Annotated in this window: 21 protein-coding genes; 6 read left to right on the top strand and 15 right to left on the bottom strand. The window is 37.7% G+C overall.

What is annotated here, in order from left to right:
• Window positions 1-83 precede the first annotated feature (83 nt).
• The 3 genes from FN756_RS07180 to FN756_RS07170 form a co-directional block, all read right to left on the bottom strand.
• Window positions 84-1241: a FecR family protein gene (locus FN756_RS07180; RefSeq protein ID WP_142602801.1), complete on the bottom strand. Its 1158-nt coding sequence runs from the start codon at window positions 1239-1241 to the stop codon at window positions 84-86.
• A gap of 58 nt (window positions 1242-1299) precedes the next feature.
• On the bottom strand, window positions 1300-1830 hold the full coding sequence (locus FN756_RS07175) for an RNA polymerase sigma-70 factor (protein WP_142602799.1): 531 nt from the start codon (window positions 1828-1830) through the stop codon (window positions 1300-1302).
• A 177-nt stretch (window positions 1831-2007) separates the two neighbouring features.
• Window positions 2008-4338 carry a carboxypeptidase-like regulatory domain-containing protein gene (locus tag FN756_RS07170; RefSeq protein WP_185955212.1) on the bottom strand — a complete coding sequence of 777 codons (2331 nt, stop codon included), beginning with the start codon at window positions 4336-4338 and terminating at the stop codon, window positions 2008-2010.
• A gap of 594 nt (window positions 4339-4932) precedes the next feature.
• Here FN756_RS07170 and FN756_RS07165 point away from each other — a divergent pair.
• Together FN756_RS07165 and FN756_RS07160 are read left to right on the top strand one after the other, a co-directional pair.
• Window positions 4933-8067, top strand: coding sequence for a SusC/RagA family TonB-linked outer membrane protein (locus FN756_RS07165; protein ID WP_142602795.1), 3135 nt, complete (start codon window positions 4933-4935; stop codon window positions 8065-8067).
• An 11-nt stretch (window positions 8068-8078) separates the two neighbouring features.
• Window positions 8079-9455: a SusD/RagB family nutrient-binding outer membrane lipoprotein gene (locus FN756_RS07160; protein ID WP_142602793.1), complete on the top strand. Its 1377-nt coding sequence runs from the start codon at window positions 8079-8081 to the stop codon at window positions 9453-9455.
• Between the two features lie 96 nt (window positions 9456-9551).
• Here the strand turns inward: FN756_RS07160 and FN756_RS07155 are convergent, their stop codons facing one another.
• Window positions 9552-10460: a S66 peptidase family protein gene (locus FN756_RS07155; protein WP_142602791.1), complete on the bottom strand. Its 909-nt coding sequence runs from the start codon at window positions 10458-10460 to the stop codon at window positions 9552-9554.
• A gap of 106 nt (window positions 10461-10566) precedes the next feature.
• Here FN756_RS07155 and FN756_RS07150 point away from each other — a divergent pair, with 106 nt between their 5' ends.
• Complete coding sequence (locus tag FN756_RS07150; RefSeq protein ID WP_142602790.1) at window positions 10567-11577, top strand: c-type cytochrome; 1011 nt, start codon at window positions 10567-10569, stop codon at window positions 11575-11577.
• 100 nt (window positions 11578-11677) lie between these two features.
• On the opposite strand, the gene FN756_RS07145 is transcribed toward FN756_RS07150, so the two are convergent.
• A complete protein-coding gene (locus FN756_RS07145) occupies window positions 11678-12379 on the bottom strand; it encodes a hypothetical protein (RefSeq protein WP_142602788.1) in 702 nt (233 codons plus the stop codon).
• Window positions 12380-12609: 230 nt separating this feature from the next.
• On the opposite strand from FN756_RS07145, the gene metG reads away from it, so the two are divergent.
• The gene (gene metG, locus FN756_RS07140; protein ID WP_262709397.1) at window positions 12610-14727 is read left to right on the top strand and encodes a methionine--tRNA ligase; all 2118 of its coding nucleotides are present in this window, start codon (window positions 12610-12612) and stop codon (window positions 14725-14727) included.
• Window positions 14728-14806: 79 nt separating this feature from the next.
• Here metG and FN756_RS07135 read toward each other — a convergent pair whose 3' ends face one another.
• Window positions 14807-15298: a GNAT family N-acetyltransferase gene (locus FN756_RS07135; protein WP_142602784.1), complete on the bottom strand. Its 492-nt coding sequence runs from the start codon at window positions 15296-15298 to the stop codon at window positions 14807-14809.
• 4 nt (window positions 15299-15302) lie between these two features.
• Window positions 15303-15884 carry a hypothetical protein gene (locus FN756_RS07130; RefSeq protein ID WP_142602782.1) on the bottom strand — a complete coding sequence of 194 codons (582 nt, stop codon included), beginning with the start codon at window positions 15882-15884 and terminating at the stop codon, window positions 15303-15305.
• Between the two features lie 145 nt (window positions 15885-16029).
• On the opposite strand from FN756_RS07130, the gene FN756_RS07125 reads away from it, so the two are divergent.
• Together FN756_RS07125 and FN756_RS07120 are read left to right on the top strand one after the other, a co-directional pair.
• Window positions 16030-16881 (top strand): alpha/beta hydrolase, encoded by an 852-nt coding sequence (locus FN756_RS07125; protein WP_185955211.1) that lies wholly within the window; start codon window positions 16030-16032, stop codon window positions 16879-16881.
• Window positions 16882-16919: 38 nt separating this feature from the next.
• On the top strand, window positions 16920-17768 hold the full coding sequence (locus FN756_RS07120; RefSeq protein WP_142602778.1) for an alpha/beta hydrolase: 849 nt from the start codon (window positions 16920-16922) through the stop codon (window positions 17766-17768).
• Between the two features lie 37 nt (window positions 17769-17805).
• On the opposite strand, the gene thiE is transcribed toward FN756_RS07120, so the two are convergent.
• From thiE to FN756_RS07080, 8 genes are all read right to left on the bottom strand, one after another.
• A complete protein-coding gene (gene thiE / locus FN756_RS07115; protein ID WP_142602776.1) occupies window positions 17806-18444 on the bottom strand; it encodes a thiamine phosphate synthase in 639 nt (212 codons plus the stop codon).
• Between the two features lie 64 nt (window positions 18445-18508).
• Window positions 18509-19009 carry a DinB family protein gene (locus FN756_RS07110; protein WP_142602774.1) on the bottom strand — a complete coding sequence of 167 codons (501 nt, stop codon included), beginning with the start codon at window positions 19007-19009 and terminating at the stop codon, window positions 18509-18511.
• Between the two features lie 157 nt (window positions 19010-19166).
• Entirely contained in the window at window positions 19167-21614 is a 2448-nt protein-coding gene (locus FN756_RS07105) for a TonB-dependent receptor (protein WP_142602772.1), read from the bottom strand.
• Window positions 21615-21978: 364 nt separating this feature from the next.
• Window positions 21979-23163, bottom strand: a complete 1185-nt coding sequence (locus tag FN756_RS07100) for a PorT family protein (RefSeq protein WP_142602770.1) — start codon at window positions 23161-23163, stop codon at window positions 21979-21981.
• 23 nt (window positions 23164-23186) lie between these two features.
• Window positions 23187-23780, bottom strand: coding sequence for an RNA polymerase sigma factor (locus tag FN756_RS07095; protein WP_142602768.1), 594 nt, complete (start codon window positions 23778-23780; stop codon window positions 23187-23189).
• Window positions 23781-23941: 161 nt separating this feature from the next.
• Window positions 23942-24313 carry a hypothetical protein gene (locus FN756_RS07090; RefSeq protein ID WP_142602766.1) on the bottom strand — a complete coding sequence of 124 codons (372 nt, stop codon included), beginning with the start codon at window positions 24311-24313 and terminating at the stop codon, window positions 23942-23944.
• Between the two features lie 95 nt (window positions 24314-24408).
• Window positions 24409-24909, bottom strand: coding sequence for a CHRD domain-containing protein (locus tag FN756_RS07085; RefSeq protein WP_142602764.1), 501 nt, complete (start codon window positions 24907-24909; stop codon window positions 24409-24411).
• Between the two features lie 152 nt (window positions 24910-25061).
• Entirely contained in the window at window positions 25062-26426 is a 1365-nt protein-coding gene (locus FN756_RS07080) for a M28 family peptidase (protein ID WP_142602763.1), read from the bottom strand.
• Window positions 26427-26531: the final 105 nt, after the last annotated feature.

Here is a 26531-nt window from a genome sequence, read left to right as displayed (position 1 = left end):
ACGGGAGCACAAATGGGAAGGGAAGTTAACAAGAGGTTCATAATAGCCACTTAAAAACAAATTATTATAGAGAAAGTCTATCTCTATTTTTTAAGCAGTACAATGTTATTCTCCTTTACTATATAATGCAATTGAGAAGTGGCAGTTAAATTTTGCAAAAATTGTTCAAGAGGTTTATTCTTTTCAATAGCCCCTGAAATGCTAACATCCTGAAGACTGGGATCTGCCTCAATCTTTACATCATACCAGCGCTGAACTATTTCATTAATCTCATTGAGATCCGAATTATTAAATAAGTAAATTCCTTGCATCCACGAAAGTACTTGTTGCTCATCAAAGGTACTTTGAGAAAATCCACTTCCTGGGGAGTAAGTCGCCATAAATCCTGGCTTCAATAATGATTCGGTACCATTCGAATTTAATTTCACTGAACCTTCCACCAGAGCAACCTTTAAAGCACTACTTGAATAACTATTTACGTTGAAGGAAGTCCCAAGCACTTGAACATCCAACTTCTCATTCACTTTTACGATAAAAGGTTTCTTAGGATTCTTCGCTACTTTAAAAAAGGCCTCACCTTTTAAGTAAACTACGCGCTTGTCGGTTTCAAACTCCAAAGGAAATTTCAATTCTGAATCAGAGTTAAGCCAAACCTCAGTGCCATCCGATAATTTGATTTTATAATCTTTAGTACGTGGAACTACCAAGGTATTATAATTCAACGCATGTTTCTGATCCTTCAGCTCATATTTCAGTGCCCCTTGCTCATTGTGCAATACGGCAACATTTGTGCTTACCGTTTTATTCTTAGCACTTTGGTCCAAGGTAATTGATTCTCCTGTTGCTAGAAGGAGTTTTACTTTTTCATTTTTTTGAGCCAGCTGTGGCTGCTCATTAGAAGAATAATTTCTTAATATAAGAATAGAAGCAATAGCTATAGGTAATAAAATGGATGCAGCAACCAACCATTTTTTTAAATGAATGGTTTTTGTGGTTTTCCTTTCTACTAACGGAGTAATATTTCCACTTATTTTCTCCCAAGCTGCATCCTGATCAACCTGCTTTAAAAATAAAGCTGCTTTTGCTCCTAAAAACAATTCCTTGTGTTCCTCATAAAGCTCTTTTACCTCTTCATCCTCACTTATCAATCGTTCCAAAAGCTCACAATCATCAGCAGTGATCTCACCGCTTAATTGATCTATGATTAATTGTTCAATATTTTCTCTTTGAATTTTCTTCATCCTACTTACTTAGTAGACAATTTTTTTTTTAGATCGGGTGACAAAAAATAGATATTTTTTATTTAAACCTGATCATTTGTTCACGCATTTTAGAAAAGGCTCTCTTCAACTGTGTTTTAACGGTATTAATGCTGACCCCCAATTCATCCGCCGCCTCTTGGTATTTTTTATTTTCCAAGGCAACCATTGTAAATATTTTCCTGCAATGATCTGGTAGCGAACTAAGAGCTTTTTCTATCTGGTTTTGTAGTTCTTTATTTTCCAGCACGTTATCAGAGTTTTCATCTGCTAACAAACTGGCATCTTCAATTGAGCCTTCTGTAAAAGACTTTCTTTGTTTGATACGATTTAAACAGGCATTTCTAACGGCAGATTTTAAATAAGCCTTTAGGGATGTTTCAATTTGATGGTATTGTTTCTCCTGCCATAATTTTAGGAAAAAAGTCTGGACAACATCCTCCGCTTCCTCGCTATTATCCAGTAAAATAAAAGCTTGTAAACAGAGCTGCTTATAATATTTGTCAAATAAATTCTTGAACCCCAAAGCTTCATCAGCTTTTAACTGTTCAAGTATTAAAACATCATCCATGCAATTTTCTGGCAAAAAAAACCTCACATTTGGGGGAGCGGAAAGATAAATAACTTTTTACTTTCCAAAGTACAAAATAGAATAATTCTTAGTTTGATTGGATTAAAATTCGATCTGGTATCAGAAGGTAGGAAATATACCCAGCGTATTCGGTTTTGATTTATAAAAGTAATCACTTTAAAACTCAATTTGATAACCAATAGTAGGGAATATGCCTAACAAATATTCATTTTTAATAGAGTTGGTGTCTTGATCTATGCTTTGGGAAAAAACATTGTGGGTATTAAAAACATTCTGAATATCAACAAGCCAGTCTTGAGCTACTTTTTTCCCGTTTCTGTGAAGTGAAAATCTTAAATCTGTTTTAAAAAAGCTTTTAAACTTTTTAGAATACAATTGATCATCAATGGTCGGTTCATTTTTTAACTGCTGCGGATTTTCTAAAGTTAAAGGAGTATACCGTTTGCCACCCGCATAAGACACTTTAAAATCAAACTTAATTTTTTTAGCATGAGTCTTACCCACTGACTGCTCATACCCTCCTAATGCATTAACAATGTAATTGCCATTAAAAGCGGTATTTCGTTCTTTCCCATCGTAAGGAATGTAGCGTGAGTTATATATTGATGTTGTGAATAAAAAATAATAGTTTCTGCTAAAGAATTTTTCAAGTGTTAGTTCAATCCCATAATTCTTCCCCGTACCCTTATTAATCATATTATCTTCAAAGTAAAAAGAATCGCTATCACCTTGATTAAGCAATGAAAAACCCGGCGACTTTGCACTGATCGGAATTTTATAAAGATGCTGATAATAGGCTTCGGCCTTCAACTTCCAGTTATCATTCAATAATCGATCATATCCCACTACCAGATGAATACTTTTGCTGAAATCAATATTCTTATTACTTATGGTATCGGTGTTTAAGATTTTACGGAAATAAACAAAGAGCGGCTGCATCTGACTATGCATACCTGCACTCAAACTAAGTGCATTATATTCAGAAACATTCCACACCACCGATGCGCGAGGCTCAACTGTAAAACGGTTATTGATTAAAAGCTGCATATAATGCACTCCATAGTTCACCGTTAAACGATCGTTGGGCTTTTGCTTAAACTCAGAAAATGCTTGAATAAAATAGGTATTCCCCACAGAATTATAAGTACTGCCTAAACTATAACCAATGTCGTTATATCGACTATTGTGTATATCAAAATCTATCCTTGTAAATGTCAATCCAGATTGTGAGCTCCATTGACCATCCCATTTCTTGTACCAACTTGCTTGTACGTTTGTTCTAAGATCATGCATTGCAAAGTCTTCATTGTTCAAAAGATTTAGCTGTTTATTAACGGAGTCAATACTATAATTCGGCCTGCGTAACGTTGAGAAAAGACTAAATTTAAACGCATTATTTTTATAGTTTTTAAGATAGGTAATTGCGCTGGCGGCCATATCTGTGCCATAGTAAACATTTCTACCGGAAGAAACAAAATTTCCGTTAGATGACTTTTGAAGCAATGAAATATTACTTAGTCCCCCGATGCCCAACCATGAAATACTCGAACTTTGGTTGATCGGAAAATTTAATTTAAAGGATAAATCCTGATATCTTGGAACTGCCACATATCCAAAATAAACCCCCAATTTTTCAATCACTTCGATGGTTGAATGTCTATAATCAATCAAAAACGAGCTTCCTTTACGTCGATTAATAGGACCCTCTGCAGCAAACTCCAAACCCGTCAAGAGTACTTTGCCGATAAACTCATACTTCTTATCATTACCGCTTTTCATTTTTAGATCAAACACACCGGAAATGGAATTACCATATGCTGCAGAAAAAGCTCCTGAAATGAAATTCGAATTGGCAAGGATATTTGTATTTAAGAGGCTAATCGCTCCTCCGCTTGACATTCCTCCAAAATGATACGGATTAGGAATTTCAATTCCATCCAAGCGCCACAATAAGCCTGTTGAGGAGTTACCTCGTATTACAATATCACTACGATCGCCAAGGGAAACAACTCCGGCATAATTGGCAATCATACGCGCAGGATCACCCAAACTTCCCGCATAACGTTTTGCATCATCGATCGAAAACACTCTGGATCCAGTTGAGGAAATTTCATTTAAGTAAAATGCTCGTCCCTTATTTTCTGAAACTGCAATTTCGTTTAATTGAATTACATTTTTTTCCATCTCGATTAAAAGAACCACCTCTTTTGCTGAGCTTGTCAATTCCACAGAAAGCTGTATCGGTTTGTAACCTAAAATAAATGCATTTAAAACATAGCGGCCCATAGGCAAATGAGAGAACTTAAACTTGCCGTCTTTGGCCGTGATCATTGAGAATTGAGTATCCAATAATTGCACTATTACATTTGTTAAGGGCTCTTGCAGCTCTTTACTAACAATTCGCCCCCTTAGCGTTTGAGTGAGCGTTTGGCCAAACAATCCTGAACTTAAGTTTAGCAGTAAAATGGTAAGTAACAGCTTTTTCATATCGATGTAGATGTAATGATTCATTCAATAAACTATCACAACAAAAATTTCAACAACAGTATAAAAAGGAGCATAGTATAGCTAAGCACTTCAAAAAGCACATGAGAAGTGGACATCCCAACCAGTCATGCCGTTGAAAATGATTCCCTGCGAAAAAAATCAGATGAAAAAAAACGTATAGTTATTTATTCTTCTTTTCCGACCGGCAAAGAAGACTTTTGTGGAATAGACCGCTCACTTTCCAAGTTAAGAATTACAAAAAAAATGCCGTGAAACCACAATCAAAAGGATTAAAACCTATAAGAAGATGTTTTCATTAAAAGGAAAAAACAGATAAAACTGGTTGAAAAACAACAAGTTTTATCTGAATTCATTCAAAAAATGGTCATTATTAACCTGTACATTATTCTTTAGCGTATGCATTTTTACCAGGAGCGTTTGTTTTTAAATACAACATTCTAAAAAAGCCCCCTTTTCAGAATCTATTATTTACAAGCCTCAATTAAATTGTACCATAGCTGTAATTAAATTACAACTATTTGAAAATTAATGGCTTATATTTTGTAGATTTAAGTATGTTAAAAATAATACATCATGAAAAAAACTCTACTAAGTATTGCATTAATGCTAGTGGTAAGTATTGCTGCAATTGCACAAAAACGTACTATTACAGGTACGGTGACAGCAAAGGAGGATAAACAACCTTTGCCAGGAGTGAGCATACTGGTAAAGGGGACTAGCGTTGGCACTCAAACCGATCTTAATGGTAAGTACACGCTATCTGTTCCAGAGGAAGCTCATACTCTTATTTATACTTATATTGGGTATACTACCAAAGAGGTTCCATTAGGAAAAGGAAATGTTATAAATGTTGAACTTATCAGTGATGCTCAGCAATTAGGTGAGGTTGTCGTAACCGCTTTAGGTATATCGCGTCAAAAAAAATCACTTGGTTATGCTGTAACTGATATCAAAGGCGATGATCTAAAGCGATCGGGTGAAGTAAACATTATTGAATCACTATCGGCAAAATCAGCTGGCGTTCAAGTTACAGGCTCAGGAGGTACACCTGGCGCTTCCAGTAAAATTGTTTTACGAGCCCCTGCAACTATAACAGGAGACGTGCAACCATTAATCGTTGTGGATGGTGTACCAATTGATAATACTACGACACAAACTACCGCAGGAGATTATCCATTTAATCAAAATCTTTCTGGTGTAAATAACTCTAATAGGGCTATTGATTTAAATCCTGACGATATAGAATCGGTTACTATATTAAAAGGCCCTGCTGCAGCGGCTTTATATGGCGCAAAGGCAGGTAACGGCGCGATCGTTTACACTACTAAAAGAGGAAAAAGTCGTAAGGGTTTAGGAATTAATTTAGGACAGACATTTGAAATAGCAAATGTAACTCAATTACCTCCTCGCCAAAGCACTTATGCCCAAGGAACAATTCAAAATGGAGTACCTACTTATTTTACAGCTGATCCCGGCCCTGATCATATTTATAATACAGATGATGATATTAGCGGAGGAACATCAGCTAGTTGGGGACCATTGATTTCGAGCGTTCCCGGTTTAAGTTCTCATGACAATGCGGATGTTTTTTTCAAAACATCAACAGCTAATACTACTAATTTGTCTTTTGATGGCGGTAGTGATAAAGTTACTTACCGTTTTGCAATAGGCAATACCTATCAAAACGGGGTCGTTCCCGGAACTAATTTCAAGAGAACTTCATTTCGTCTTACTGCCGATGGATATCTAAAAGATTGGCTAAAAGTTGGCGGCACAGCAAACTATATAAAATCTGGAGGACAAAGGGTGCAAAATGGTAGCACGCTAGGTGGAGTTATGCTAGGCTTAATGCGTATGCCAGCTTCATTTGACATTAATCCGTATACCTTTGACAATGGATTTCAACGCACCTATTTTTCAGCAGGATATGACAATCCATTTTATACAGCATATGAAAATCCTTTTAATGATAATGTAAATCGTATTTTAGGTAATATTTATATTTCTTACCTAGGTAAACCTTGGTTTAATGTAACCTATAAGCTCGGGGTGGATACTTATTCCGACGACCGTCGACAAGTTTTTGCTATATCTTCTTGGGGGAACGATGCAGCTGATCAGACAGGTCAAGTAAATTATGGCTCCATAACTAATAGGGATATTAATAGTGATTTGATTTTTACTGGTAGTGGTGAAATAACAAAAGACATTACTTTGAATTACACGGCCGGGCACAATGTTAATAGTTCAAATTTTGGCAGCTTGTATTCGCGCGGCACAGTACTTTCAATACCTAATTTTTATGACCTCTCAAATGCAGCTAATCTATATTCTTCTACTTCTAAAACCAGAAAATATACTTGGGCGCTTTTTGGGCAGTTAGATTTTGGATTCCGTGATATGTTATTTTTAACCGTATCCGGCAGAAACGAATGGTCATCGACATTTGGAGCTTCTAAGAATAATTTCTTTTATCCTTCAGCATCAGTTTCATGGTTGTTTAATCAAACATTCAAATTACCAGATTGGTTCACTTTTGGTAAATTCAGGTATGCTTATTCTCAAGCAGGTATTTCTCCTGTTCCTTATCAAGCCGCAACCTTTTTTAAAGTACCAATTTTTACAGATGGGTTTACCAATGGTATATCTTTCCCTTATGGAGGTGTTAGCGGTTTTGGTTATGATGTTTTATCAAACCTCGGTTCTGAAAACCTTAAGCCAGAACGGGTAACCGGGAATGAATTAGGATTAAATCTTAAGTTTATTAAGAACAGAATTAATCTCGACTTAACCTGGTATAATCAAGAAACTAAGGATGTGCTTTTGTTTCGTCCATTAGCGTCTTCAACCGGTTTTGCAAGTGTATACGGGAACTCCGGAAAATTACGGAATAGAGGGTTTGAGGTAGAAGCAAACGCTGATATTTATAAAGGGACTGATTTTAACTGGAATTTAGGGATAACCTGGGCTAGAAATCGAAGTGAAGTATTGAAGTTAGCAGACGGAGTTGATCAGTTTGAGGTTGAAACCGGTTTTGGTGACCCTGGTGCTTATGCAATCGTTGGTCAACCATTAGGTGTATTATATGGAAGCAAATGGGCCCGTGATGATAAGGGTAATTTGCTCATTGATGATAGTGGATTACCATTCCAAGCAGATCAATTTGGACCGCTCGGAAATCCATGGCCAGACTGGACAGGAGGCATAAGAAATACATTTAGTTACAAAGGCGTTTCGCTTAATGTGTTGTTTGATATTCGGCATGGAGGTTCCATCTGGAACGGAACGCAGGCTCGATTGAACCGTCTTGGCAGATCGGAAGCATCGGCTGATCGCGAACGTACCTATATCGTTCCGGGAGTAAAATCTGACGGCACACCTAATGATATTCCTATTAGCGCCTTTGCCTATTATAATTTTTATTTAGGCGATAATGGTTCCGCTGTAGAACAAAATATAGTAGATGTGAATTGGTTCAGGGTTCGAGAAATTACCCTTGGCTACACGTTCCATCCTAAAGCCTGGGAGAAATATGTTCAATCAATTGGCTTTAATGTAACCGGTCGAAATCTATTTCTAAGTACCAATTATAATGGGGTTGATCCGGAAACCAGCCTCACCGGTGCAGGATCAAACATCCAGGGTTTTGATTATTTCAATAACCCCGGAGCGCGTTCGTTTATTTTTGGTATTAACCTTGGTTTTTAATCTTACAAGTTATGAAACGTTTAACAATAATACTCACTATAGTGTTTATTGCAATTACGTCATGTCAGGATAAACTTGACGAATATGCGATGAACCCCAATGCTCCTGCAGTTGCATCCGCTCCATTATTGCTGAGCGCTACAGAGGTGTCTACTTTTGCCGCCCAAACAGGTGACATAGCACGGGTGACTAGTCTGTTTGACCAACATGTTGCAGGCACAAATTTTCAATATGCTACCTATGCAAGATATATCTATAATGAAGGTGATGTGCTGAACAATTGGCAAACGATTTATGCAGGAGCATTGATTAACGCAAAAACATTACTTGACACCTATGGAGCAGGAAGCCCTTATTATGATGGCATTGGTAAAATACTTTATGCTATTAATTTGGGCACTGCGACCGATCTTTGGGGAGATGTTCCCGATACTGATGGATTTAATGGGAAAGAAGGTAGTTATTCAGTGAAATATGATACCCAAGAACAAATCATTGCAAGAATTCAAACAATGTTGGACGAAGCCATTGCAGATTTTGCTAAAACACCTTCCGACAATCTTTTTGTACCAGCAAACGATGATATTATTTTCGGGGGGAATATTTTGTTTTGGAAACGTGCTGCCTACATTGTAAAAGCGCGTTACGCAAACCGCTTAAGCCAGATTGATCCTGCCGGCAGCGCCAACCAGGCCTTGACCTTCCTTGCAGCAGCCGATTTAACCGCTAAAGAAACTGGAGATATGAAAGCTCTTTTCTTTAATGTAAATACTAACTTTAATCAGTGGGCCGCATTTCAAAGCAATCGTGGTGGATATATTCAAATGGGTGAAGTCTTTATTAATTTAATGAAGGCTGGCAATGATCCTCGTTTACCTTTCTTTGCAACAAAAGATGCTGCAGGAGGTTACTCTGGAACACCGGTTAATGATCAGGTTACTGTAAGTACTTCCAAATTTGGTCCCGGCATAGCTTCCAATACCTCTCCTTTGCCAATGGTAACCTATTCTGAAGCTAAATTCATTGAAGCGGAGGCTAATCTTAGGTTAGGCAATGCTGGTGCTGCCGCGGCCGCATATAATGAAGCCATTAAGGCATCGTTAAGAAGCGTTACAGGTGCTGAAGACCCTACCTTCGTAGCTAATTTCGCTTCTGCAACATCCGTAACACTTCAGCAAATCATCACTCAAAAGTACATTGCATTATTTACACAGATTGAGCCTTATAATGATTGGCGCAGAACCGGGTTCCCGGTTTTAGTACCTAATTCAAATGGACAACCGCCACAAATTCCATTAAGATTTCCAACCTCTATAGATGAAAGGTTGTATAATCCTCAAGCTGTGGTTACTAATGATCTTTCTGTTCCGGTTTGGTGGGATAAATAGAGAAGAAAGAATAAGATACCGGATTTATCATAAAACAGGCGACCCAAAATTGACCGCCTGTTTTATGATAAATAGCCTTAGTTAATAAGAGCACACTTATTGTGTTGTAAATCGTAGAGAAACGTCTTCCCCAACCTCAAGTTTTACTTTTGATCCAAGAATAAGGGCCCGATTATCATCAATATGCCCCGACGGGAAATTAAAACAAACCGGATAATCATAATCTTTTACTTTTTCCCAAATGATTTCTTCATAAGTCATTCCGAAGGGAATATCATTGTCGAGTAATTGGCTAAAACCTCCAATGATCAGCCCTTTTAAATTGTCTAGCTTACCCGATCGTTTCAGATTCCAAAGCATCCTATCTACGTTATAAAGCCATTCTTCTACTTCTTCTAAAAATAGAATTTTGCCATCCGTATCCAATTCAGATACAGACCCTTGCACCGCATAAATCAGCGCTAGGTTACCTCCCACCAATTCCCCTTCGGCTGTTCCATGGCGTGTAAAATCAAAATCATTTTGATAACTGAACGAAAGGGCTTCTCCAAACAACGCTTTTCTTAACGTTTCGTGAGCCTCTGCACTTTTGTTTTCAATATTAAGCGCCATTTGTCCATGAATGGAGGGCATATTCAAACAAGTATTGATATGCGCATGCAATGCTGTTACATCACTAAAACCAATTAACCATTTTGGGTTTCTATCTAAAGCTGAAAAATCAACTTTATCAATCATTCGAAGCGTTCCATAACCTCCTCTGGCACAAACAATGGCCTTAATTTCAGCATCTACAAAAAAATCAGATAGGTTTTTGGCCCTTAATTCATCGTCTCCTCCAAAAATATTCCACTCTGCACCAATGCTGTCGCCTAATTTCACCCTTAGCCCCCAGCTTTCAAATAACTTAATAGCAGGCTGTATTTGCTCCATATTAACATAGCGTGCGGTGCATAATATTCCGATGGTATCTCCGGTTTTTAGGAAAGGAGGTCGTTTACTCATATGGCAAAAGAACAAAGAACAATGAAGAATGACAAGAAGATGATTTGGATTGGTTACCAAATGCTTTTTAGTTATTTTAGATACGAAATTTCCTCATTGAAGAAAGATGACACCTTATGGATCTACATGGCTAAAAATCACATTATTCGCACTTATTTCTGCGATTGGTTTTGAATTGGTTAACTGTCAATCTTCTCCCCAAAAAAATGCTTCACAAGATCAAAAAACAACACTAAACAGCGATTCTTTTACTGTATGGCATGCTCCCGATTCCTTATTAATTCCTGCAACGAGTGAAGGCGAATTGATTCTATATGGAAAAGATTTATTGAACCATACCTCCGTTTATCTGGGACCAAAAGGTACAATTGCCCAAATAAGCAATGGTATGAATTGCCAAAACTGCCACATTAATGCAGGAACTCGGCTGTTCGGGAATAATTATTCATTAGTGGCGTCAACCTATCCAAAGCACCGAAACCGAAGCGACCAAGTAGAGTCAATTGAATTTAGGATAAACGACTGTATGAAGCGCAGTTTGAATGGAAAACCACTCGACAGCCTAAGCAAAGAGATGAGGGCGATGGTAGCCTATTTTAAGTGGATTGGCAAGGACGTACCTAAAGGGGCAAAGCTAATTGGATCGGGAATCGAGGAATTACCTTTTATGGAAAGAGCGGCTGATACGCTAAAAGGGAGAAAAGTGTATCTGGCAAAATGCCAAACTTGTCATGGACATAACGGAGAGGGACTTTTAAATCCATCAAAAACAGAATACATCTATCCTCCATTATGGGGGCCCAACTCCTACAATATTGGCGCAGGGTTGTTTAGACTATCCCAATTTGCGGGCTTTGCTAAAAACAACATGCCATTCAACCAAGCCTCCCATCAGAAACCGGTTTTAACAACTGAAGAAGCATGGGATGTCGCAGCTTTCGTAAATTCCCAACCTAGACCGGTAAAGCAGTATAAAGAAGACTGGCCTAAAATTGCAAAAAAGCCGGTTGATCATCCTTTTGGACCTTATGCTGATCATTTTTCAGAAACACAGCACAAATACGGACCATTTGGTCCCATTAAAGAAGAAAAAGATAAAGCGAAGAGTTTGAAATAACAAATCAATCTATGATAACTTCTTTCTCTGCGGCTCCGCGCCTCTGCGTGCAATTATTTTTTCATGCAGAGACGCAAAGTTCAGAGAGACCGTTATTAATTTAACCTGTATAACAAAAAGAGCATCCATGTTCTTGTGCTCGGTTTAATGCCCAAACGCCAGCAGGAACAGGTTGAATTCCTGGCAATAGCCCGGCAACCCATTCTTTCTTTACTTCAGCTGCATCCATTTTCATGTTTTCTGCCATAATCGCACTGTATACGGTCATAGCTGCATCACAAACACAAAACATTACTCCGCTAGCTTGCAACTCATTGATGCCTATTGAAACAGGACCAAAACCTGGCACTTTAAAATCACCTGGCTTAGGTTGCCAAAATGGATTACGAACTGCTGCAGATTTAGTCATGGGATCTTCTGCTTTAAAAAATTCACCAAACTTATATTTGGCCCATAAACTATCATTAAAAGCATAAGGCATACCTTCATGACGGAGAACTACTACAGCTGAACAATCTTTCTCAGGCGTTCCCGTTTTAGCGTTAGTCATTAAAAATATTCTTGGCCATGCAAATGGAAATACTTCATTTGGGCGAACTACATCGAAAACCATTTTGTGTTTGCCCTTAATTTGGTTAAACCAAGCTTCCGCATCCGATAAGTCTTCTGCAGTCATGTCGGGTTCGGCATAAAGCTGAAGTGGATTGATAAAAGAGGCTACCCCTAAAGTAGCGGCTCCCTTTGCGAGTAATCCCAAAAAGCCACGTCTGGGCGTTTTTTGTTGGAAATTAAAATTTGTCATAGTAAGAGCGTTTTAGGTGAGAACTAAATAAGGTTTTGGTAGCTTAAAATTATATAAAATTATCCTTTTTTTGATTTAAAATTATAATTATTATACTGATAATCAGAACATAAAGAACAGCAAGCAAGCTGCTTTGATGAACAGTTTTCTAAAAACTGAATTCTCGTATCTTTGCAGCCTTATTGCGAGCGAATAATTCATATTCTCACTACGCATATCTCAATACTCAAATCAAGATGAAAGAAATTAAACGATATACAGTCACTTCTGCATTGCCTTATACCAATGGGCCGGTTCACATTGGCCATTTAGCAGGTGCGTATTTACCCGCCGATATCTATGTGCGTTACTTACGCGCCAAAGGCAAAGATGTTGTGTTTGTATGCGGTTCTGATGAGCACGGAGTTCCGATTACCATCAAAGCTAAAGCCGAGGGTGTAACACCTCAACAAGTGGTCGATAAGTATCATAAAATCATTGGTGATTCGTTCCGTGATTTTGGTATCTCGTTCGACATCTATCACAGAACATCCTCAAAAACTCAACACGAAACGGCTTCTGAAATTTTCAAAACCATTTACGATAAGGGTAAATTTATTGAAGAAACGTCTGAGCAGTATTTCGATGAGAAAGCGCAGCAGTTTTTAGCTGATCGTTACATTACCGGCACCTGCCCTAAATGTGGTTACGATAAGGCTTATGGTGATCAATGTGAAAACTGTGGGTCAACGCTAAATGCTACCGATCTTATTAATCCGAAATCGACATTGAGTGGTGAACAGCCGATTATGAAATCGACGAAACATTGGTATTTACCCCTTGATCAATACCAAACTCAACTCGAAAAATACATTCTTGAAGATCATAAAGATTGGAAGACTAACGTATTCGGCCAGTGCAAATCGTGGTTGCACCAAGGCTTACAACCGCGTGCAGTAACCCGTGATTTGGAATGGGGAATTCCAGTTCCTATTCCGGGTACCGATGGCAAAGTGCTGTATGTTTGGTTCGACGCCCCTATCGGATATATTTCAGCGACTAAGGAACTATTCGGCTTGAAAGATGCAGCTTGGAGTGACAAACACGATGAGTATTATCTAAAAGCTGATCGCAAGCCACAAACATCTGCAGCGAGTTGGGAAGAACACTGGAAATCAAAAGATACTCAGTTAGTCCACTTTATCGGAAAAGATAATATTGTATTCCACTGTATTATATTCCCTGCTATGTTAATGGCTGAAGGTTCGTATATCTGGGCGGATGAGGTTCCAGCTAACGAATTTTTGAATCTGGAAAGCAATAAAATTTCAACCTCCCGCAACTGGGCAGTTTGGCTTAATGATTACCTGGTTGATTTTAAAGATAAACAGGATGTTTTGCGTTATGTATTGTGCGCAACCGCTCCTGAAACTAAAGACAATGACTTCACCTGGAAAGATTTCCAATCGCGTAACAACAGCGAGCTAGTAGCCATTTTCGGCAACTTCATTAACCGCGTTGTAGTACTTTCTCACAAGTATTTTGAGGGAAAAGTAATGCCAATGGGAGCAATGACTGACTTCGATAAAGAAGTCATCGCTGAACTGCAAAGCTATCCGGCTAAAATTGGCGCATCCATTGAAAACTATCGTTTCCGTGAAGCCTTGCAGGAGTTTATGAGTCTGGCTCGATTAGGCAATAAATACTTAGCTGATACCGAACCTTGGAAATTAATTAAAACCGACGAGGAGCGCGTTAAAACCATCTTAAACATCGGCTTGCAAATCGCTGCTAATCTTGCTGTATTGGCGGAACCATTTATTCCGTTTAGCGCTAAAAAACTAGCCAGTATGCTAAATCTGGATAATGTAAGTTGGGATGAAACAGGATCTATTGACTTATTGAAAGCAGGTCATCAGTTAAACGAAGGAGTTTTATTGTTTGATAAAATTGAAGACGATGTGATAGAGCTGCAAATTAAAAAACTAATGGACACAAAAGAAGCTAACGAAGTAGCCAATAAAGTGACTGTACCCGCTAAAGAGAATATCACATTTGATGAGTTTTCAAAAATGGATATTCGCGTAGGAACCATTATTTCTGCCGAGAAAGTTGCTAAAACCAAGAAATTACTCAAGCTGACCGTTGATACCGGAATTGATCAGCGTACGGTAGTTTCGGGTATTGCCGAGTACTTTGATCCAGAAAGCATCATTGGACAGCAAGTAAGTATTTTGGTAAACCTTGCCCCACGTGAAATTAAGGGAATTGAATCACAGGGAATGATCCTGATGGCAGAAGATGCTGATGGAAAATTACGCTTTACGGCCCCAACCGCGAAGGTTAAAAACGGAAGTGAAATCAGATAGTACTCCTATTTGTCAAAAAATGATAAGAGGCTGTTACAAAAAAGGACAGCCTCTATTTTATAATTTGGTTGCCAAATCATCATAATTTTTTTCTCAAAATATAATCATTGAGAAAAAAGTCGCCCAGCGGAATATCTACCTCTTTATAGACTTCAAATCCAATACGATCATAGAAGGCTTTTGCTTTAGCATTATACCGGTTTACATTTAACTCAAGAATTGATGCACCTAACCGTTTTACCTCTCTGATTACCGCCTCTACGAGATAACGGCCGATGCCTTTCCCTTGAGTTTCCGGCACTACATAGAGCTTGTGAAGTTTAAATGTCGTTTTTCCAATTAAACTAAAAGATGCAAATCCCACTGGATTTTCTTCCTCATAAGCAATTAAAAAAGTATGTCCCTGCTCGGCCATCTGATTTTTAAGCGGATCATACGAATAACTATTATTAAACATGTATTCAATCTGTTCCGCTGAGATAATATCTTTATAAGTGACTTTCCAGGAACGCTCAGCCAAATCCATAATTATTGGAATATCATTCAAAGAGGCTTTTTTATACGTAAGCATAACCTTATAAGTTTTCACCGACAAAAATAGGCTTATTGCCGGCTTCAATTGTTACTATCCCTTCGCAAAGGGTAACGAAACGGTTGTTTCCTACTGATGCACTATTGCTTAATTTAATACTTGAACCTTCTCCCGAAAAAACAACCAAATCTTCTCCTTTTCTATACCACTTTTCCAATACATTATTTACTGGAAACCATTTAGTAGCTGCAGTAAACAGAACCAAGTCGATTATGCGAGTAAAAGGAAGAAGTAAGGACAACGTTTCTACTGAACCAATAATATTAATCGCCGGGAAGCCCTCATTTATCAAAAACTGTATAGTATTGGGGACATTTAGATGGGATAGCTTAACCAATTCTGTGTGCTCCTGAAAAGAATTTAAGGGTGAAACATCATCCTTCTCTACAAAAACAGAATCGATTTTAATACCCATTACATGCAGCTTTTCAGCTTCAGCTAATACGCTAAATACCAAAGGGCTCCATTCAAGCAACTGACCAAGATATTCTTCATTAAATCCTTCCAGCGATAGCACTAATAGTGCAGGCTCCTGACGGTCGCGAACTATATGATGTGATGACATTGGTATGCGGTTTGGGCTAGTTAAATACCTGCTATTAATAGTTATAATATTAACCAATAGCCTTGTTCTCCTTAAAATATATTTACTGATTTCCTACGAAATCAGGCGTTTTTTTCGTAAATTCTATATACTAAATTCTCTCTGTATGAAAGCATATTTACGTCTTCCGTTCTTAACATTTCTGGTCATTTCACTCGCCTCCTGTAGCAGGATTGGCCGCCAGGACGTTAAGCCTGAACTACCTATTCAACAACTTGACAACATTGCTTATGGCGCTGACCCGGAGCAAAAATTTGACCTTATGCTACCCCAAGAACGGAACACAAATACAAAGGTGCTTATTTTTTTGCATGGTGGTTCATGGCGTAAAGGCGATAAGTCAGATTATCGTCCGATTTTACGTTATTTCGTTGAACGCGGCTTTGCTGTCGTAAACATGAATTATCGTCTTGCTGAAAAAAACAAAAATAAGTTTCCTGCACAAATTGATGACATCAGTGCCGTTATAAATTATATAACCAGCAGATCACATGAACTGGGCATTTCAACCAACAATATTGGCTTAGCCGGCCACAGTGCCGGAGCCCATCTTGCACTTCTGTATAGTTATGAGTATAACACCTTGAAAAAAATAAAAGCCGTAGCTGCATTAGCTCCTCCTTCAGATTTTGTTCTGGCAGGTCATTCCAAAATTAAAAGTTACCAGGAACCTATATATAATTTCCTGGGAAAAGCATTTTTACAAGATTCAACCTTATGGATTAAGGCAAGCCCATACTGGCAAGTAAGCACTACTTCTGTTCCCACCATTTTATTTCATGGATCTGAAGACAAAGTGGTTCCTTTTTTACAATCACAACGCCTAGAAGAGCGCTTAACTCAAATGAAAGTGCCAAGTAAATTCATTACGTACGATGCCGGCCATGTTTGGCTAGGCTCTGATCTTACTGATACTAGAGAAAATGTAGTAACATGGTTCAATACTTACCTAAAGTAATATTTGAAAAAAATATACTCTTCAAACTACATTTTTGAATGAATAAGTTTGTACTCCTTTTTGTACTTTCATTTTCTTGCAGTTTATTATCGTGTAAAAAAGACGAAGTAGCAACAGGAGAAGGAACGTTTACAGCCCAAACTCTATTAAATGTATCATACGGTACAGACAAACAACAAATAATAGATATTTACCTTCCTAAAGACCGTAGTATTAAAAACACCAAGGTTATCATATTTTTACATGGCGGAGCATGGAGTGATGGCGACAAGTTGGAATACACCCTATTTTTAAACTATTTCTCAGATCATGGTTTTGCCGTAGTAAATATGAATTATCGCTTAGCTAAAGATGCAACCGATAAATTCCCAACACAAATGGAAGACATCCGAAATGTAATTTCATTCATCCTCTCAAAAACCTCCGAATACAACATCTCGTCAAAAATTGGCTTGTCAGGCCATAGTGCAGGGGCTCATCTGGCTCTATTATATAGTTATGCCTATAACCAAGATAAACGAGTTAAAGCCGTTGCCGCATTAGCTGCACCAACGGATCTTACTGATGTGGGAATTGTAAAAACTACTGGCACATTCACTGTAGAATACTTTCTGGGGAAAACCTATCAAAGTGCACCTGATCTATGGAAAGATGCAAGTCCTTTTTGGAGAGTTGATGCCGGCTCTATACCAACAATTTTATTTCACGGAGAAGCAGATTCCAGCGTTCCAATTGTGCAGAGCGAAAAACTCAACACAAAACTGGAGTCATTCGGCGTTCCTCACCAACTGGTGAACTATCCTAACGCAAATCACATTTGGCTAGGCGCTGATTTATCAGACACTCAGGTAAAAGAAGCAAATTGGTTCAATCTTTATTTAAATTAAAACAAGAAAGGCTCGCCGTAGACGAGCCTTTCTTGTTTTAATAAAGTTTGCGATATATTTCCTTATAAACCGCCGAAGGGTTTTCAGCCCGATTGATAGCTGAACAAACTGCAACACCATGTACCCCGGTTGCCATCAAAGCCTCAACATCTTCAGGACCAATACCTCCGGCTGCAATCACCGGAATATCAATTCCTTCTTCTTTCATTCTAGCTATTATTGATTCATAATCACGCAAAGACAAATGATCGTGAGAGTATTTAATAGTAGTTGTAGGCTTGTATGGACCAAGGCCAACATAATCAGCACCCGAATGATATACAGCTTTAATTTGTTCAAAAGTATGAGACGACCCTCCTATAATTTTACTTTCTCCCAAAAACTCACGTGCTTGCTCCACTGACATGTCGGCCATTTCGATATGTACCCCTTGTGCTTCATTAACCTTAGCGGCGATGTCAACATTTGAGCATATAATTAAAGCAGCTCCCCATTCATCACAAATATTTTCAACTTGCATAGCCTCGACTAACCACTCTTCTTGTGATCTTTTGTTTTTTGTACGGTATTGAATCCATTTTGCTCCAGCTTCGCAGGCCATTCGAGCTTGTTCAACATGACTAAAATTGTCCATATCAAGCGTCAGATAATGGAATTTCTCTATATGTTTTTTCATGAATTAATTTGGGTATTGAAAAATTTTGGATTTAAGATAAAACGTTTTAAAGGAGGTATTATTTCTATTTCATCGGTAACATTCCCATTGATGACCACTCTTCTTTTGCTGGGCCATAAATGCCTGTTACTTTCAGCCCCGCCTGACGCATTAACACGGTCATTTGTCCCCGATGATGAACTTGATGCAATATTAACACTGATAAAAGCTTTCCTCTTTTCCAGCTTTCACCATATATGGTTATTTCTGTATCAAGCTCGGAGTCCAACCACTTTTTACTTATCATTCTTAAAGCAGAGGAAGAAGCTGCGGCATAAGCAATTCTTATTTCATCAGCAGTCTCAGGAGCCTCAGCGTCCAGAGCAGGACCCTCTACATTTAAACCTGCCTGCGTTAACATATCTACAATTGCAATTGCAAGATGCCAAGCCAAATAACCCAACGTACGACCTTTTCTGTAAACTTTCCGAGAAAGTGATTTGTCGGTAAGCTCACGCAGCAAAGTTTCTGTAGCGTCGATTTCATATTTCCAGTCGGCGACAAAATCTTCAACGGATCTATACATAGTTGGATGCTGAGTTATATTGGTGTTACTAATTTAATTGGACGTATTGTCTAATTTAATCTAAATTCCTGAACCTTAAAACATCATACAATAATAATACCTATCAAAAAAGGCCTCTTCAAAAAAAAGAAGAGGCCTGAGTTTTAAGGTAGATGGATTAAAATTTTAAGTTAATTCCTGCTAACATGTTAATTCCTGCCTGAGGAAAGTAAAAGTTTTCATCAATTCGCTCACCTCCATAAATATATCCGTAGGTATAACCGTTTGCTTCATAGCGAGTATTGAATAAATTGTTTACTAATACTGTAAAACCAAGATTTTTTATTCCTTTCAGATGAAGATCGTACACAAGCCTGAAATCGTTCACAAAGAAAGCATTGAGCTTACGTGTGTCGCTTGAAGTATTATCAAGATATTGCTTACTCACATACTTACTAATTAAAGCAAGCTGAAGGTTTTTAACCAGGTCAAAAGTGAATGTGCTCCCTGCAATAAATGATGGAGAGTAAGAAATATCCGTTTTCTTATAAATATGCACCTGCTGAGATCCGTCATCATAATTATCAAGATATTCATCAAAGCCCACAATTTTATTGGCACTCAATGAAGCATTTGCAGTCCATTTAATTACCTTAGTTAACTGGATGCTTCCATCAACTTCAATACCCGTACGGTAGCTTTTAGGCGTATTCGTACGCACATATTCTCCCACATCGTTTACTTTCCCAGTCAACACCAATTGATCACGATAGTGCATCCAGAACAAGTTCAGCCCTACCGATTGTTTATCCCCTTGATTACGAAAACCTAACTCTATATTTTTGAGATTTTCAGGTTTAGGTCTGCTCTCTGGCGTTGAATTAACATACTCTTCACGCCCAGGCTCTTTACTCGTTGCCGCGTATGAAAGGTAAGTGCTGTTCTTCTCATCGAACTTATAATTAAGGCCGAATTTAGGATTGAAGAAGTTTAATGCAACAGTCTGTTGAGTGTTTATCATTTCCTGATTATACCCTAAAAATGAGTAATTAACATGACGATATTGAAGATCAACAAAAGCATTTAATTCTGATGATATACCATAATTGGCTTTCCAATAGATATTAAAATCTTTCTTGGTGGCATCGTCATCATAATATCGGCGATCAATGCTTCCTGTTGATGCATACTGAGCCCAAATAACCTTTCCATAATGGCCTCCTTTATATTCATTATAAGCCCCACCAAGTGTTAAACCCAATTGTTTTGTTGGTGAATATTGTAACGAATAAACCGTTCCGTAGAAGTTATTATCCAGCCATTTTTGGCGAATCAGGTTCGAGTTCTTTATGGTGTCTCCTCCTATAACAACATCAGGCAAGCCGTATTTCGAAAGGGCATCATCGGCCTTATACTCTTCATAATAGCCCTCTCCATGAGTAAAATGTAGCCCAACATTGAGGTTTAACACCGGACTAAGCGCTTGGGAGAAGAAAGCCTGGTAATGAGATTGCTTATAATTATCAGTCTGGTTTTTATAGGTAAAGTAATTATAAGTGCGGCTACCGGAATTTAGTAGATTCTGAGCCTCTTCATCACTTAAATAATTACGATTGATGTAAGCCTGCATCCCAGTTACATCGCCATTCAAACGCGCTTCAGGAATTCCATTCCAAGCTTGGTAGGTTTTTTCATTACCTGAGAAAACGTTCAACTTAATTAAGGTTTTCTTTCCATAAAAACCACCTGACAGGAAATAAGAACTTAAATTGGAAGAAGCACGATCAACAAATCCATCAGAAGTATTTTTTGACAAACGACCATCAAAGGCAAAATTGCCTATCAAACCTGATCCCATCATTAAGGTATTCTTGAATGTACCGAATGAACCTCCTGAACTGGCGACTTCTGCATAAGGCATCTCGTTCAATTTATTGGTTTGAACATTTATGCTGGCTCCAAATGCACCAACCCCATTTGTTGAAGTCCCAACTCCTCTTTGAATTTGAATGTTATCAATTGATGAAGCCAAATCTGGCAGGTTAACCAAATAACTTCCTTGTGATTCAGCATCATTAAGCGGAATACCGTTAACCGTAAGGTTTGTTCTGCTGGCATCGCTACCACGTATACGAACACCTGTATAACCAACTCCATTTCCTGCATCAGAATTTACTACAACAGATGGCGTTTGATTGAGCAGGAAAGGTAAATCCTGGCCTAAGTTCTGTTTATTGAGGTCTTCTTTAGTGATGTTTTTAAAGGTGGTAGCTGAATTATTTGCAGCCCGCGTTGAACGAACAACCACTTCATCAGCTACAAATGAACTTTTTGTTAAAGCAATCTCTATGTTTTTATCGGCATCAAGGGCTATTTCCTTCTCTTCTGTTTTATATCCGACAAAAGAAATGCTTAAGGTATACTTACCTGGTTTTAATTTTTTAAGCTCAAAATAACCTTGTGAATTTGTTTGGACACCCCAATTGGTGTTTTTAATCGCCACATTAGCGACAACGAGTGTTTGTTTGCTTTGAGCGTCAATCACTTTCCCACTTATTGTAAACTGGGCAAAAGCCATAAATGGCAATAAAATAGCCATTACGACTATTAGTAAAAATCTTTTCATTTTATTGTTAATAGTTAAACCTACGGCAACAAGAGGTATGTAACCGCTTACAATTTAACTTCCCTCCCTACGCCGGCATTATCCGGATCAGGTGTTCGATCATGATCTTTTAGAGGAAAATCGATAATCGATGGGTATAATCTCAGCCTGTATTTTAGAGTTATAAGTTTTGGTTCTTTAAGCTCTAAGTTCTTTTTTGATCCAGGCCTGGGTTATCTAAAAAACTTAGTACTTATTACTTTATCACTTTTAACTCCTAAGGCACCCCTTAAGAATTTGATGCAAAGGTAGCAGTTTTTTGGAAATGAAATGGAAATTTTGGATTAAATCAAAAGAAGACATAACTATCTGATTAACAGAAAACTTATTTCTTTTTTGACTTAGAAGGCCCTAAATTAAAATTGAGATTTACCGCCACGCCCACTGTTTTTAGTTTTACTTGAGAATAACCAATATTCTCAATAGGAATTTTTACAAAAGGCTGAATACCAATTCCAACATTAGAATTTATTTTGCGTTCGTAGGAAGCCTGCAAATTAACAACCCCCAACCAATGTTGATTTTTATTTCTTATTTCATATGACTGAGGATAGGATGGATTTGGATAATCGTAAACAAAATTATAATTCTCTTTTAACATCAAATAAGACGACAAACCAGCTGTCAGCCCAATTTTATTGTTTTTCTTATTGAAAACTGTATAATTTATATTTAAGGGAATATCCAAAGCACGACAATCAGCATTTACATTGCTAGGTGCGTACTTAAACCGATATTGTGAATTCGGATTATAATTTTCGAATCCTGTAGAGTAAAGCATTTTAGCGTAAATGGCACCACTTGTAAGGCTCCATTTTTCTGACATTTTGTAGGTCAACAGCATTCCAATATCGCCTCCTAAATCCGGATTTTTGAAGTTATTTACCCCATTTAAAGCCGGAGCTACAGAAAAACTTAAGACCAGCCGATCAGTTACAGGCCTTTTGTTTTTATGTTCAAACGCGTACCTATCGTCCTTATTCTTCACAATGCTTGACAACCTTCCTGAATCCACTATTAACGAAGGGCTTCTTTGATCAGCAAAAAGTTCTTTTTTGCTTTCATTGGGCACCATAATCGCCACATTGGCATTTGTTGAATCGAATGAAAAAGATGGATTTTCGTTAAAAGTTAATAATCCCTCTTTTGGGGGCTTTTGAACTGGTTCAGTGACTGCTTTAGTCTTTGTATCCAACGATTTGACAAGCTGATCTCCGCTCTGATTATGCTCTTTTATTACTTTTTTATTTTGTGTGATGTCTTTGTTTGAACCAGGAATTGATTCAGCTGATTGCTTGCCTAAAGGCAGTTGCCATAAAACAAACCCTAAAACTAAAATAGCCGCTATCCCGCTTGCAGTTTTTAACCAAAAAAAGATTCGCTTATTATTTTCAGCTTTATCAAGGCGTTTTTCAAGCAAATCCCATTCATTTTCATTGAATACGGTATTATTTTCCGACTCTCTCAGCCCCTCCCTAAATATCTTATCAATGTTTTTATTAACGCCCATATTGCTTGATTTTTTGGAAGCCTTTATTTCAGTGTTTGGTTTATGTTAATTGCTAAAAATCCAACTTCATTTACTTCATTTTTTTTTGATAGTTCCATCAGCATTTTTTGTAGTTTCTGCCTGGCCTTAAACAGGTTTGATTTTGAAGTACCTGAAGAAATATTTAACATATTAGCTATTTCATCATGTGAGTAGCCGTCAATTGCAAATAAGTTAAAGACGGTTCTATAGGCAGGAGGCAATTGTTGAATCAGTGCAAGCAAATCTTCGTAAGCCAATTTTGATTCTATCGAGGCCTCATTCGTTACAAACTCGGCTCGTTCTAAATCATCCATTATTGAGGTCTTAAAGTTTGACCTGTAATAATCAATTGAAACATTGTGCATGATCTTACTGAGCCAGGCTTTAAAAGGTCTTTCCGGATCATACTTATTCATGTTCGTAAAAAGTTTAAAGAAGCCTTCATTGATTATCTCTGAAGCCTCGTACTGATTACTTGCATAACGCAGACAAATACTCATAGCAAAGCCATAGAAAACCTTATAGAGCATTTTTTGACTTTGTCTATCCTGTTTTATACAACCATTTATTAATTGAAGCAGGTCTTCTTCAGTCATGAAGCATCTGATCTTTTACGCTTAAAGCAATTACACCAATGATCCTTATATTAAAATGCTTGGTCGATTTAACCAACCTTAAATTTACAGATTTCACTTTTAGCTTTCTAAATATAATTAATGGCCGTTTGTTCAATTTTATTTCCAAATTTTCTTTTTCATCAATTTTCAGGACTACAATTCTTTATCCATATATCTAATGAATCACGTACTGATTTGGGCAAAGGCGCATTCCCTTGTGGCATATCTGCTCTATCTTGCACAACCCTGAAATAAAATATATCAGGCGTATATTGCCTTATTCCAGCATAAGTGGTAAAATTTCCAGTCCCCTGACTATCGCCCCCCCGATGACAGGTGATGGTGCAATTATTAGCAACAATTCTTTTTACATAATTATTATACGTTACCTGTTGATTCGGGAACCGCGGCGTACAATTCGTCTGATTATCAGGAGGTTGCTCTGCTGCCATATAGGAACATCCCATATATAAAATCTCCGCTCCAATTAATAAAAAAACCAGCTTCTTCATAAATCAAAAAAATGTATGCTCTTGTTTAACACAGCTATCGAATACATTACAAGAGCATACTATATTGGAGGCCTGCTTAATTGTTGAATCATTAATTAATACCCCGGTGTGCCTGGCGCTGGAGTTCCACCAGTTGTTGTTAGTGCAGCCAAAATCTCTCCCGAAGGATAGTTTGGGGTGTGGATATTAAAATATATCTTACCTGCCCCTAAGTCAACAACCTGCTCAGCTGTAAACGTGGCAGTGCCGGAATAACTACCAGAAATAGCGCTTGTAAAGCCAGTAACTGGAATAATGATAGGTCCGGCATCATGAAAATGCATTTCAATTGGATTACCCGTTAAATTACTCCAAGTAACTGTATAAGTTAACACTCTAGTAGAAGGATCTAGAGTTGAAGTAAAAGTGCCGGTTGCAGAAGTAATTACATTCGCATCGGTTTTCACAAATGTTGCTGAATAGAGAATCGGTGTAACCGTTGGAGTAGGCATATCATTATTATTGCTCGAACATGCCAATAGACTCGATAAAGCAACAATGGCAATAAAAGCAATCAAACGTGCATTGCTTTCAAAAAAATTGATTGTTTTTTTCATGACTATACTGTTTAAACACCTGAAAAAAAGAACTAATGAGTATTTAAGAGTACGCGACAGGCCGATTAAAGGTTGCCTTACGTTTGAGCGTTTTTAACATAAAAAAAGCCAAACAAATTAATGTTCAGCCTTTCTTGTCAATTTCAGATTTCTTATTGATTTCTTTTATTCGGATCGTCGCGTAATTTCGTTACCCGGTCAGGAGTGAATTTTCCATCCACGAGATCCTTTGAGGCAAAAGCAATTGCTTTGATAATTTCAGTCATATTATTCAATTCAATGGTATTCATATCATCCCGCTGCTTATTGCCTCCCAAATACCTGTCGACATCAATTTGTACCGTTGAAAACGTATGCGAAGGAACCCCCAGCAAGGCTAGTGGAGTATTTGCAGCCTGGTAGAACAACCCTTGGTCTTTGTAAGGATCAGGTTTAAATTTAAAATTGATTTTAGCCCCTTCTGCTTTCATTTTTTCACCCAGATTACTTTTATCATAACCCGTAATAAATGCTGATCGAGGCCCAAATTTTGATTCTTTCCCGATAGCATCAATATTATAAACTGCAATAACCTTTGCCGGATCAATATTTTTTGAAAAGTATTTCGAGCCCACACCTCCAATTGTTTCACCATTATAGTTAACAAATAATAAAGTTCGCTCGTTGCCTCCTTGTTCTTTGAAGTATTTCGCCAATTCGATTACTGCGGTTACTCCTGAAGCATTTTCATCAGCACCATTAGCAATTGAATCGCCTTTACTTACCGAAACATAGCCGAAATTATCGTAATGGGCTGAGAAGATCACATATTCATCCTTTTTAGCTTTACCAGGAATCATACCTACCACATTATACATGCTAATGTATTTGACTTCATTTTTAACTAAAATATCATATTTCGACAAGGATGTTTGATTATCCATAATAAACACATAAGAGTTCTTGGCAAGCGCTGATGAATCGCTTTCAAATCGATCGCGTTTAAAACGTGAACGAAATACTCCGAAAACAGCAGCATGTTTATAATCAACTAAAACGATGGCATCTTTTTTAGTTCCCTCTATTTGCTTCAACCGTTTTAAGAAATCATCTTTTGGACCAATAACTTCAACAGGAGTGGCTACAGAGTCTGTATTCTTCCATTTAATTTCGGCTTTATCTGTTATCAGAATTACTTTTTGCGGATCAATGTTAACACCATTAATCTTAACATAACCTTCTTGCGGAATCATTCGAATTGCTTTAAATGGCTGCTGATAGTTAGTGTAATTGTTGTATTGCTCCAAACCAATCTTACTGTATTCGTTTTCAATAAAAGCAGCAGCTATTTCAGCTCCATAATTTGTCAAACCCCTTCCACGCATGGAATCAGAAGCCAGCGAGGAAATGATACGATGAACCTCCGGCTCAGCTATATTTATTTTATTAGTGATTTTTTTATAGGCAGTGTCAACTTTCTGTGCCTCAGCACTAAAACTCGCTGCCAATACGATAAGGATAAAAAAAAGTCGATTCATTTATGTTTAGTCTGTGAGTGCTGTGTCCGCTATCTCCTTATTCTTCCAATATACAACTGCTTCATTTCTATAGAGTTTTGGGTTTCATAAGAGTAGTATGTTATT

The organism is Solitalea koreensis, from assembly GCF_900182575.1.
Taxonomy (GTDB): Bacteria; Bacteroidota; Bacteroidia; order Sphingobacteriales; family Sphingobacteriaceae; genus Solitalea; species Solitalea koreensis.
Note: the sequence above shows the minus strand (reverse complement) of the source record. Positions and strands in the feature narration are given on the sequence as shown.